12 protein-coding genes and 1 pseudogene are annotated in these 10,290 nt (G+C 70.9%); 4 read left to right on the top strand and 9 right to left on the bottom strand.

What is annotated here, in order from left to right:
* Window positions 1–263, top strand: a 263-nt coding sequence (locus VFZ20_RS20650; protein ID WP_329685832.1) for a hypothetical protein, incomplete at its 5' end; no start/stop codon positions are given.
* On the opposite strand, the gene VFZ20_RS20645 is transcribed toward VFZ20_RS20650, so the two are convergent.
* The 4 genes from VFZ20_RS20645 to VFZ20_RS20630 form a co-directional block, all read right to left on the bottom strand.
* Window positions 238–1,011 (bottom strand): alpha/beta hydrolase, encoded by a 774-nt coding sequence (locus VFZ20_RS20645; protein ID WP_329685831.1) that lies wholly within the window; start codon window positions 1,009–1,011, stop codon window positions 238–240. The two genes, VFZ20_RS20650 and VFZ20_RS20645, sit on opposite strands and share 26 nt — an antisense overlap.
* A gap of 32 nt (window positions 1,012–1,043) precedes the next feature.
* The gene (locus tag VFZ20_RS20640; RefSeq protein WP_329685830.1) at window positions 1,044–1,556 is read right to left on the bottom strand and encodes a hypothetical protein; all 513 of its coding nucleotides are present in this window, start codon (window positions 1,554–1,556) and stop codon (window positions 1,044–1,046) included.
* Complete coding sequence (locus tag VFZ20_RS20635; protein ID WP_329685829.1) at window positions 1,553–2,350, bottom strand: DUF72 domain-containing protein; 798 nt, start codon at window positions 2,348–2,350, stop codon at window positions 1,553–1,555. Before VFZ20_RS20635 ends, VFZ20_RS20640 begins: the two co-directional genes overlap by 4 nt.
* A gap of 129 nt (window positions 2,351–2,479) precedes the next feature.
* A complete protein-coding gene (locus VFZ20_RS20630; RefSeq protein ID WP_329685828.1) occupies window positions 2,480–2,941 on the bottom strand; it encodes an FKBP-type peptidyl-prolyl cis-trans isomerase in 462 nt (153 codons plus the stop codon).
* 176 nt (window positions 2,942–3,117) lie between these two features.
* Here VFZ20_RS20630 and VFZ20_RS20625 point away from each other — a divergent pair, with 176 nt between their 5' ends.
* Window positions 3,118–3,642: a DinB family protein gene (locus tag VFZ20_RS20625; RefSeq protein WP_329685827.1), complete on the top strand. Its 525-nt coding sequence runs from the start codon at window positions 3,118–3,120 to the stop codon at window positions 3,640–3,642.
* A gap of 192 nt (window positions 3,643–3,834) precedes the next feature.
* On the opposite strand, the gene VFZ20_RS20620 is transcribed toward VFZ20_RS20625, so the two are convergent.
* From VFZ20_RS20620 to VFZ20_RS20605, 4 genes and pseudogenes are all read right to left on the bottom strand, one after another.
* The gene (locus VFZ20_RS20620) at window positions 3,835–4,221 is read right to left on the bottom strand and encodes a type II toxin-antitoxin system VapC family toxin (RefSeq protein ID WP_329685826.1); all 387 of its coding nucleotides are present in this window, start codon (window positions 4,219–4,221) and stop codon (window positions 3,835–3,837) included.
* Complete coding sequence (locus VFZ20_RS20615) at window positions 4,218–4,442, bottom strand: hypothetical protein (RefSeq protein WP_329685825.1); 225 nt, start codon at window positions 4,440–4,442, stop codon at window positions 4,218–4,220. Before VFZ20_RS20615 ends, VFZ20_RS20620 begins: the two co-directional genes overlap by 4 nt.
* Before the next feature lie 86 nt (window positions 4,443–4,528).
* The gene (locus VFZ20_RS20610; RefSeq protein ID WP_329685833.1) at window positions 4,529–5,758 is read right to left on the bottom strand and encodes a patatin-like phospholipase family protein; all 1,230 of its coding nucleotides are present in this window, start codon (window positions 5,756–5,758) and stop codon (window positions 4,529–4,531) included.
* Between the two features lie 12 nt (window positions 5,759–5,770).
* A pseudogene (locus VFZ20_RS20605) lies at window positions 5,771–7,522 on the bottom strand (amidohydrolase).
* A gap of 164 nt (window positions 7,523–7,686) precedes the next feature.
* Between VFZ20_RS20605 and VFZ20_RS20600 the strand changes: the two are divergent.
* Both VFZ20_RS20600 and VFZ20_RS20595 read left to right on the top strand, forming a co-directional pair.
* Window positions 7,687–8,319, top strand: a complete 633-nt coding sequence (locus VFZ20_RS20600; RefSeq protein WP_329685824.1) for a DUF6338 family protein — start codon at window positions 7,687–7,689, stop codon at window positions 8,317–8,319.
* A gap of 287 nt (window positions 8,320–8,606) precedes the next feature.
* The gene (locus VFZ20_RS20595) at window positions 8,607–9,668 is read left to right on the top strand and encodes a glycosyltransferase family 9 protein (protein ID WP_329685823.1); all 1,062 of its coding nucleotides are present in this window, start codon (window positions 8,607–8,609) and stop codon (window positions 9,666–9,668) included.
* On the opposite strand, the gene VFZ20_RS20590 is transcribed toward VFZ20_RS20595, so the two are convergent.
* Window positions 9,629–10,290: lipopolysaccharide kinase InaA family protein (locus tag VFZ20_RS20590; RefSeq protein WP_329685822.1), on the bottom strand; the 662-nt coding region annotated here is incomplete at its 5' end. The genes VFZ20_RS20595 and VFZ20_RS20590 overlap by 40 nt on opposite strands.

The following is a 10,290-nucleotide window of genomic DNA, read 5'->3' as shown; positions in this document are numbered from 1 at the left end:
CGGCGTCGGAGGCGCTCACGGAAGACACGCTCCGGTTCAGCTCGCACTGGTCCCGGGAACGCGACCGGCTGCGCCTGCTCCGGTCCACCGGCTTTATGGGAGAGGAGATCAGCCTCACCGCCGCGGGGGCACGGCTGTCCGGCGAGCGGTCCTTCCTCTCCGACGTCGTCGTCGCTGGGGCGACCCGCAGGGTGGAGCGCGTGCATCTCGTGCCTTGTCCCTGTCCGGCTCCGGCGATCAACCGGTCAGGATCCCGCGGATGAAATCCGCCATCGCGCCGAGCACGAGGTCCCGCTGCTCGGCGTGAGGCGCGTGGCCGCAATCCGGGACCGCGAGGGTGCGGACGGGGCCGCCGGAGCGGCGCTCGATGGACTCCACGTGGGCCCAGGATCCGTACTCGTCGTTTTCGCCCTGGACGACGAGGGCGGGCACCGCGATGCCGGGCAGGAACGCCTCGATGTTCCACGCGCGGAACTCCGGGTCCAGCCAAACGCCGTTCCATCCCCGGAACGCCACGTCCACGTTGGCGCCGTGGTGCCGCTCAAGCTTGGCACGGAGATTCGTCGTCTGGTATGTCTCGGCGATGCGGGCGATGCTTTCCAGCCCGCACGGCTCCGCGAAGACGTGCGGCGCCTCCAGCACGATCGCGCGCAGGTCGGGGATGGCGCGACGCCCGGCCGCGATGAGCGCGATGGAGGCGCCGTCGCTGTGTCCCAGCAGGATCACGTCGCGCAGCCCCGCGCGCTCCACGACCTTCGCCAGCACCTCCGCCTCGTCGTGCATGAAGCGCACGGGACGGGGGAGCGCGACCGGATCGGACCGGCCGTATCCGGCGCGCGAGTAGACCAGCGCGCCGCACCCGGTGGCCGCCGCCAGCGCGTCCGGAAAGTCGCGCCACGTGCTGACGGCGCCCAGCCCCTCGTGCAGGAACACGATGGTCGGCGCCTCCTCCGGCCCCGGGCCGATCCAGCGGCACTCCAGCCGCGTTCCGTCGATCTCCAGGAAGTCCATCCGTTGATCCGTTTCGATCCCCTCGTGCGCGGTCATCCGCGGCGACGGGCGCGCAGGTGGATGTCGCCCGCGAGCGGCGCGATCTCGCGATCCGACAGGGCGAGCGAGCTCCGGGCGCGCTCCACGACGGCGGCGTCCGGCACCCGCAGGCCAAAGCCCAGCTCCGCCTTGCGGCACAGGCGCTCCTCCCACGCGACCAGGTCCGGCGGGACCACGCGCCCGCCGTGCCGCAGCCGCGCGTGCACGCCCTCGTGCACGATGGACGAGGCCACCTGCGCCGGCGTGAACGTGGCGACGAAGAACGTGTCCAGCACGCAGTTGCCGGCGTGCTCGAAGATGGCGCGGCACCCCGTGTTCTGCCGGACGACGATGCGCGCGAAGTCACGGCGGAGCATCGGAACGCGCCACGGGCGAACGCGCGCGACCAGGTCCAGCGCGTCCTGGATCTTGTCGAACATCTCGTCCGTGGACGCGTGCAGGTAGTCGTTCCGCACGACGACCTCGATGCCGTGCATCCGGCGCCGGTCGGTCGCCGCGTCCGTCACCGCCGCCTGCACGCGGTCAAGTGCGTCCTGGACCCGTTGGAGGCGTCGTCCAGCCGTATGTGCAGGTCCAGCGCGTTGCGCGCGGCGGCGCCCGACGCCGTGTTGTCGAAGATGCACCACACCTCGCGCCCCGCATCCGCGTCCTGGCGGATGCGTGCCGCCAGCGCGTCGAGGTACGCGTCGTCGTACGACGAGTAGTAGATCTTCGGCGAGCCGTGGAGACGATGATAGACCAGCCCGCGCCATCCGCCCGGCTCGCCCGCGGCCGGCACCCGCGCCGGATCTGCTGCGACGCGCGCGACATGGAAGCCCTCCAGCAGCGCATCCGCCTTGTCCGTGAACCACGTGGGATGCCGCGGCTCACATACGGCGGTGAGCGGCGTGGCGGATCGCAGCGCGGTGAAGAAGCGCTCGGCCACGTCGCGGTCGAACGCCAGGCTGGGTGGAAGCTGGACGAGCAGGCAGGCGAGCTTGGGGCCCAGCGCGCCGGCCTCGGCCAGGAACGTGGCGAGCGCGTCGTCCGCGTCCCGCAGCTTCGCCTCGTGCGTAATCGTCTTGGGGACCTTCACGCAGAAGCGGAAGTCCGCGGGGACGCTCTCCATCCACCGGGCGTACGTGGACGGGCGATGCGGGCGGTAGAAGGTCGTGTTGATCTCCACGGCCGGAAAGCGCCCCGCGTACCGCTGCAGGTGGGTGCCCTCGGGGGGAAAGGCGGCCTGCACGTCGGCGGGCAGCGTCCATCCCGCGGTCCCCACAAGTACGCTGGCGGAGGTCGACTCTGCGGATTCAGGCACGGCGAAGCAGGGTGCGGAGCGGATCGGGTAATCACACTGCGTCAGCAGGCAAAAACTCAACCGTGAACGCGAAAGGGAGCGGACGGCCATGCCGTCCGCTCCCTTCAGTCCGTCACCCACCACGGTGGATTACCGCGCGGCCGTGATCTCCACCTCGAAGACGAGAATGGAGTTGGGCGGGATGGAGCCGCGGCCGGCCGAGCCGTACGCGAGGTCCGACGGGATCACCAGCAGGCGCTTGCCGCCGACCTTCATCCCCGGAATCCCCTGGTCCCAACCCTTGATGACCGCGCCCACCCCCAGGATGAACGGGTACGCGCCCGAGGGCGGCTGCAGCTGCTCGAACGACCGGCCGCTGGGGAACCAGCCCTTGTAGTAGGCGGAGACCGTCTGCCCGCTCTGCACGACGGCGCCCGTGCCGACGGTCAGGTCCTTGTAGTACAGGCCGTTGCTGGTGCGGGTCATCGTGGAAAGGTCCACGCCCAGCTCGGGGGCAAACTTCGTGTCCTCGACGGACGTGGGGCCGTCGGAGCCGCACGCGGCCAGCGTGGGCAGCACGAGGAGGGCAAGCATCAGGAACAGACGACGCATTCGTATCTCGCGATGTGGTGAAGGGTTGAGATGGGTGGACCGGGAAAGATAACGCCCCAGTCAACGGGTCCGTGACGACCGTCCGCGCATCGGCGCCCTTCCGCGCGGGGCGGACGGCGCGTATCCATGTACCGCTCCACATCCATCTTGTTCACGCGAACCCGTAGAACCTCGCCATGAAGCGCCTGCTCCTGCTGCTTGCCCTGCTTCCCGCGCCCGCGCTCGCCCAGGGCGGTGCCGCCGCCGATCCGTCGTCCGCCGTGGGCGCCGTGGCCCCCATCTACGCCCAGGTGCGCGGCTACCTGCTCGCCGCCGCCGAGCAGATGCCCGATGCGGACTACGGCTTCAAGCCCACGCCCCAGGTGCGCAGCTTTGGCCAGCTGGTGGGCCACGTGGCCAATGCGCAGTACGCGATCTGCGCGGCGGCCCTGGGCGAGACGAGCCCCGCGCAGCAGAACTTCGAGCAGACGACGGACAAGGCGGCCCTGGTCGCCGCCCTGCGCGCTTCGAGCGAGTACTGCGACCGCGCGTACGCCCAGTCCGACGACGCCGCCCTGCAGATGACGCAGCTGTTCGGCGGGCAGCGCACGCGGCTGGGCGTGCTGGTGCTGAACACGTCGCACAACTTCGAGCACTACGGCAACCTGGTGACCTACCTGCGCCTCAAGGGCCTCGTCCCGCCCTCCAGCCAGGGGAACTGAAAACGGATTGCCTCACACGGGGCCTTCGGCCAACGGAGTGAACGGTAACGGATCAAAACCGTTTACCCCGTTGGCTGAAGGCCCCGTGTGCGCATTGCAGTTGCTCCCTGGCCCGGCCGGGTGGAGAAAAAGCGAGCCGCGGAAGAACCCATCTTCCGCGGCTCGTGCGTCGTGTACGCGCTGGAGAATCTCCTACCAGATCCGCTCGACCCCATAGTTGTCGAGCAGCGGATCGGCGCTCACGAGGACGGCGCGCTCGATCATTGCCTGGGTTACGAGGATGCGATCGAACGGGTCCCGGTGGTGCATGGGTAGTGCGATCAGTTCCGCGATGTGCTCGGGACGGAGCTGCAGCAGCTCGATGCCGTTCGCGTGGAGCTGCGCGGGGATCAGCTGGTGAAACGGCGCCGTGAGGGTGAGCTTGCCAAGGCTCACCTTGATCGCGATCTCCCACGCGCCGGCGATGCTGAAGAGCCTTCGATTGGAGAGATCCTCGATGGCGGCGCGTGCGCGGCTGCTCAGGCGGGGATCGCCGCCGAGAAACCAGAGAAACGTGTGCGTGTCGAGGAGAAGATTCACCGCTCGTAGGGCTCGAAGTCCTCGAGGGGAGCATCGAAGTCGTCGGCCATCGTGAACAGGCCGCGCGCGCTGCCAAAGCGCGGCTGCCCATGAACGTTGACCGGCACCAGGCGCACGGCCGCGCCGTCATCTCCCGTGATCACCACGTCGCTGCCGCCGGCCGCCTCCCTGAACAGCTCCGGCAGCCGGGCCTGCGCCTCGTCGATCGGAATGGTCTGCATCACGCCTCCTTGCTCAGACAACCATACCCCCGAACGCAAGTTGCGCTCCGATCGTCATCCGCCCATGTGCTCCAGCGTCCCAGTCCTCAGCGCTGGCCGTTGCCGTTGATGAAGCGGTCGATCTCCTCGGCGCGGCGGGCGGCGTCGGACTCGCCCAGGGCCATCAGCCGCTTGGCGTAGTCGTCCTGGAACATGATCATGCTCAGCACGTCCGGCGACTTGGTCTCGCGCGTGCCCAGGCCCCGCGTGAGCATGCGGAACGCCCGCGGCAGCTTGGGCTCGTACTCCGCCGCGATGCGCGCCAGGTCCTGCGACGGACGCATCACCATCAGCTCCACGGGGCGCATCCCCAGGCGCTTTTCCTCCGGAACGTGGGTCAGCACGCGGTTGATGCGCTCCATCCGCGCCACGTCCGCATCCACGCTGTCCAGGAAGATGGCGTCCATCAGCAGGCCGATGACCTGCGCCGGCGGCGGATACCCGGCCACGTCGGGGCGCAGGGCCTCGCTGCGGGTGCGGTCGTAGCGCGTGCTGACGGCCAGGATGCGGTGCGCGCCCAGGTGCAGCGCGGGCGACAGGGGCGCCGTGAGCTTGATGCCGCCGTCCCCGTACCAGTGCGGCCCGATCTGCACGGCGGGAAAGAAGAGCGGCAGGGCGCTGGACGCCATCACGTGGTCCACCGTGAGCCGGCACTGGCGGCTGGTGCGGCCGGGCCGTTCCCACGTCTGGATGTCGCGTCCCTGCAGCCACACCACGGACTGCCCCGTGGTGTAGTCCGTCGTGCTGATGGTGACGGCGCGCAGGGTGCCGCGGTGCAGGTTGTAGTCGATCCCCGTGAGCTCGCCGTTCACGGGGGCCAGCGCCTCTTCCAGGAAGTGCCGCAGGGGCGCCGTGTCCACCAGCCCCCGCACCCGCGCGTCCGTGGCGCCGGCGGAGGTCAGCCGCAGCCCCCAGCGGCCCACGTGCGCCGCGAGGGAGCGGACGTCCACGCGAAAGATGCGCTCCGGCATGAGCTCGCTCCACAGCGCCGCCAGCTCCGAGACGGCCTGGCGAAAGGTGCCGTGGTGCTGCGCCAGCAGGGCGATGTTGATGGCCCCGGCGCTCACGCCGGACAGGATGGGCAGGTGCAGGTCGGGGTAGGTGCGCGCCAGGTAGCGCAGCAGGCCCACCTGGTACGCGCCCCGGGCGCCGCCGCCCGTGAGCACCAGGGCCAGCTCGCCGCTGTCGGGCACCACGCCCGCGCTGGGGGCGAACTCGCGCCCCGCCTCGCTGCGGGGCGCGTCCGTCGTCGTCGGGAACCGCGGATCATCCGGCATGGACACGGGCGTTCAGGGGCGCGTGTACACGGTGCGGCCGCCCACCACCGTCCGCACCGGCACGGCCCGCAGGATCTCGACGTCCGGCACCGTCAGCAGGTCACGGTCCCACACCACGAGGTCCGCCAGCATCCCCGGCCGCAGCGTGCCCTTGCGCCCCTCCTCCCACTCGCCGTAGGCGGACGCGGCCGTGTACAGGCGGATGGCCTCCTCGCGCGTCAGGCGCTGCTCGGGCATCCAGCCGCCCGGCGGCACGCCCGGCTCCTCGCGGCTCTGCCGGGTGACGGCGGAGTAGACGCCCTCCACGGGCGGCAGCGGCTCCACGGGAAAGTCCGTCCCGAAGACGACGACGGCGCCCGCGTCCAGCAGCGACCGCCACGCGTACGCGCCCTCCGTGGCCCGGGCGCGGCCAATGCGCGTCTCCGCCCAGCGCATGTCGCTCGTGGCGTGCGTGGGCTGCATGCTGGCGATGACGCCCAGCTGGCGAAAGCGGGGAATGTCGGCCTGGTCCAGCACCTGCGCGTGCTCGATGCGGTGGCGCCGCGCGCGGGGACCGTTGCGCCGGGCCGCCTGCTCGAAGGCGTCCAGCGCCTGCCGGTTGGCCGCGTCGCCGATGGCGTGCAGGATGACCTGCAGCCCCACCGCGTCGGCCGCCGTCACCAGCGAGTCCAGCTGCGCATCGGTGTACTGCGGCAGCCCGTGCGTGCTGTGGTCGTCGGCGAAGGGCTCCAGCATGTACGCCGTGCGGGAGCCCAGCGTGCCATCCGTGTACCCCTTCACCATCCCCAGCCGCACCCACTCGTCGCCCGTGTGGGCCTGGATGCCGCGGTCGCGCGCCATCTGGATCACCCGCATCTCCAGGGGGAACCAGCCGTAGACGCGCACGCTGAGCGAGTCTGCGTCGGCCAGGGCGCGGTACACCTACATCTCCATCACCGACGCGTCCGTCTGCACGCTCGTGACGCCCGTGCGCGCGGCCAGGTCCAGCGCCGCGCGCACGCCCCGGCGGGTCTGCGCCAGCGAGGGCGCCGGCACGTGGCGCGAGACGAGCCCCTCGGCCGATTCCTTCAGGATGCCCGTGGCCTCGCCCCGCGCGTCGCGGACGATCTCGCCGCCGGAGGGGTTGGGCGTGCTGCGGTCGACGCCGGCGAGGCGCAGGGCCGCGGCGTTGGCCCACGAGGTGTGCCCGTCCACGCGGGAGAGCAGGACCGGGTTGTTGGGCGCGGCGCGGTCCAGGATCTCCTTCGTGGGCCAGCCGCCGGGGCCCAGCTCCGACGCGGGAAGGCGCGTGTGGTCCCAGCCGCGGCCCAGGATCCACTCGCCGGGCTGTGCCTGCGCTGCGGCCTGGGCCACGCGGCGCTCGATCTCCGCCAGCGAGGTCGTGTTCAGCAGCTGCACCTGCAGCAGCCCCTGCCCGCCGCTGCCGAAGTGCACGTGCGCGTCGTTGAAGCCCGGCGTCACCAGCCGGCCCTGCAGGTCGATCGTCTCCGTGCCCGGTCCCGCCAGCCGCCGCACCTCCGCGTCCGTCCCCACGGCGACGACGCGGCCGTCGCGCACGGCCAGCGCCTGCACGACGGTGTTGGCGCTGTCGGCCAGGAACACCTTGCCGTTCACCAGCACCAGGTCCGCGCGCTCCTGCGCCGTCGCGGCCGGCGGCGCGGGCGAGGACGCGTCGGCGGCGGGCGAGAGCCCGGCCGGGGGCGGTGGCGTGCACGCGGAGAGCGCGGCCAAGGCCAGCAGGAGCGTGCGGGATCGCGGGATCATACGCAAGCGGGTGGAGAGGGCGGTGTGCGGGATCGACCACATGATAGCTGCGTCACGCGCCCGTGACAAACAGGCGATCCCGGGGCGTTGACCGATGTCCACTTCTCGATTAGACTCTGCCGTCCAAGTTGTTCAATTCGGGCTGGAGACGGGAGGGGCTGGCCATGGAGCTTTCCGCGCTGACGCTGCGGGTGGTGCTTCTGTTCTTTCCGGGTGTGGTGTGCGCCCTGATCGTTCGCGCGCTCACGAACCGTCGCGAGCGCACGCTCTCGGAGTTTCTAATCGATTCGTTCGTACTGGGGCTCGGCACATACCTGTCACTCGCGGCGTTCCGGGCCGGCTATGCGGGAGTCGCGCACCTGGTGCGGTGGGCCTCTCCGCCCTCGATCACGTTTTTCGACGTCCTGACGGACGAGCACAGCCGGATCTCCTGGGGTGAGATTGCGCTGTCGGCTGTGGTGGCGTTTCTGCTCGGGGCGGTAGTGTCAGCCGTGGTGAATCACCACCTCCTGTTTCGGGTTGCCGGCTCTCTGCGTATATCACGCAAGTTCGGCGATCCCGACGTCTGGAGCTACTTTCTGAACTCGCCGGACATCCGATGGGTATCGGTGCGAGACGTCGCGAATGATACCGTCTACGAGGGTGCGGTCGAAGCGTTCTCGGATACAGGCTCGGCTCCCGAATTGCTGCTGAGGAACGTGACAGTCTCACGAAATTCCACGGATACTAAACTTTACGAGTGTGACCGAGTATATTTGGCGCGTGACCGGTCAACGCTTATTGTCGAGCAGATCTGAGGAGAGGCTGATGTCCGACGACATCCCCCCGCTTCGGCCGGGGAAGTTCAGTAAGGGCGGGCGCAATCTCGGTCCGGCAGGGCCCCGTCCGGAGCGCCCGCCTCGCCCTATGGGACTTCCGGGTTGGGTGACGCAGCCGCCCGCGTCGCTCCGGCCGCCGAAGCCGTAGGCAGAACGCACCGCGCGGATTGCCCGCGCGGTGCCGCGCGGCTAGCTTGTCGCCCATCCAGCCGCCCCGCCGATCCGGCCGGGCGGCGTTCTGTTGTCCCCTCATCGCGGGGTCCGTCTTGCATCAGCCGTCGGAACTGGCGGGCGCGCGCATCGCCATCGTCATGATGAGCGCCATCGGCGACGCCGTGCACGCGCTGCCCGTGGTGAACTCGCTGCGCGCCACCGTGCCGGGCGTCCACATCACCTGGTTCATTCAGCCCGGTCCCCACGCGCTCGTCGCCAACCATCCCGCCGTGGACGAGTTCATCGTCTTCGACCGCAAGAAGGGGTGGGGTGCCTTCCAGGAGATCCGCCGCGCCACGCGCGGCAAGCGCTACGACCTGGTCATCGCCCTGCAGGTGTACCTCAAGGCGGGGCTGGTGACGGCCCTCCTGCGCTCCCCCCGCAAGCTGGGCTTCGACAAGGAGCGGGCGCGCGACGCCAACTGGCTGTTCACCACGGAGCAGATCCCCGCGCGCGGGCAGCGCCACGTGCAGGACCAGTACTTCGAGTTCCTGGAGTACCTGGGCGTGCCGCCCCTGCTGGAGTGGAAGCTGGGCCCCACGGACGCCGAGCGCGCCCGCTACGCCGACGCCCTGCCGCCCTCGGACAAGCCGACGGTGGCCATGGTCGTCGGCACGAGCAAGCCGGGCAAGGAGTGGCCGGCGGAGCGCTACGCGGCGCTGGTGGACCGGCTGGAGGGGGAAATGGGGGTGCGCACGGTGCTCGTGGGCGGCCGGTCCGCGCGCGAACTGGCGGCTGCCGCGGCCATCAAGGCCACGGCGAAGCATCCACCGCTGGACCTGCTCGAATGGGACCTGCGGAAGCTCGTCTACCTGCTGGACACGGTGGACGTGCTGGTGAGCCCCGACACGGGGCCGCTGCACATCGGCGTGGCGCTGGGGACGCCGACCGTGTCGCTGATGGGCTACACGAATCCCAAGCGCGTGGGGCCGTACCACCGCTTCGGGGAGCTGATGGTGGACGCGTACGGCGACCCGGGCGAGGACTATCCGATCTCGGCGGAGTACCGGCCGGGGCGAATGGAGCGCATCACGCCGGAGGAGGTGGCGCGGAAGGTGGCGCTGGCCTTGGAGCGCTATCCCAGGATGAGGCCCACGGGCCAGTCGTCGCCGTAGCCTTCCTGGAGGGCGGCCCAGGCGTCCGGCCCCAGCCCCGCCCGGAGCTTGCGGGCGGAGCGCGCCAGCCGGCGCAGGTCCACGGCCCGGCGCGCGCGTGGGACGGGTGTGGGGGATACGCGGGCCTTGTCGAAGTCCAGCAGCCACACCTCGGGCCCCGCGTCGCGGTCCACGACGAGCAGGTTGCGCAGGTGCACGTCGGGGTGGGCCACGCCGGCGGCGTGCATGGCGCGGATCTGCCGGCCGGCCTCGCGCAGCATCTCGTCGCGGTCGCCGGCGCCGGCGGCCAGCCACTCCGCCGCGTCCTTCGCGCCGGGGATGAGCAGGGTGGCGAGCAGGGCCGTGTACCCCACGTTCCGCGGGGTCTCGATGGCGGCGAGGACGCGGGCCGTGCGCACGCCGCCGGTGCGGGCGCGCTCCGTGGCGCGCAGCTCGTCGAAGGCGCGGTTACCGCCGAAGTAGCGCGACGGGTTGATGCGCTGCATGAGCCCGCCGCGGTGGTAGCGGCGGACGACGGCCTTTTCGCCCGTGGGCAGCACGACCACGGGATGGGCCTGCCGCCCGCCGCCCAGCATCTCCACCGTGGGCAGGGTCTTGCGCTCCACCAGCAGCCGCGCGCTGT

Origin of the sequence: Longimicrobium sp. (genome assembly GCF_036280135.1) — a bacterium.
GTDB lineage: Bacteria > Gemmatimonadota > Gemmatimonadetes > Longimicrobiales > Longimicrobiaceae > Longimicrobium.
The sequence above is the reverse complement of the archived record's forward strand: the minus strand, read 5'-3'. Positions and strand labels throughout refer to the sequence as shown.

Bases quoted from the DNA above. Each gene is read 5' to 3' on its own strand.
- VFZ20_RS20625 (WP_329685827.1), top strand. From the start codon at position 3,118: ATGAAGCGCCTGCTCCTGCTGCTTGCCCTGCTTCCCGCGCCCGCGCTC.
- VFZ20_RS20600 (WP_329685824.1), top strand. From the start codon at position 7,687: ATGGAGCTTTCCGCGCTGACGCTGCGGGTGGTGCTTCTGTTCTTTCCG.
- VFZ20_RS20645 (WP_329685831.1), bottom strand. From the start codon at position 1,011: ATGGACTTCCTGGAGATCGACGGAACGCGGCTGGAGTGCCGCTGGATC.
- VFZ20_RS20630 (WP_329685828.1), bottom strand. From the start codon at position 2,941: ATGCGTCGTCTGTTCCTGATGCTTGCCCTCCTCGTGCTGCCCACGCTG.
- VFZ20_RS20610 (WP_329685833.1), bottom strand. From the start codon at position 5,758: ATGCCGGATGATCCGCGGTTCCCGACGACGACGGACGCGCCCCGCAGC.
- VFZ20_RS20615 (WP_329685825.1), bottom strand. From the start codon at position 4,442: ATGCAGACCATTCCGATCGACGAGGCGCAGGCCCGGCTGCCGGAGCTG.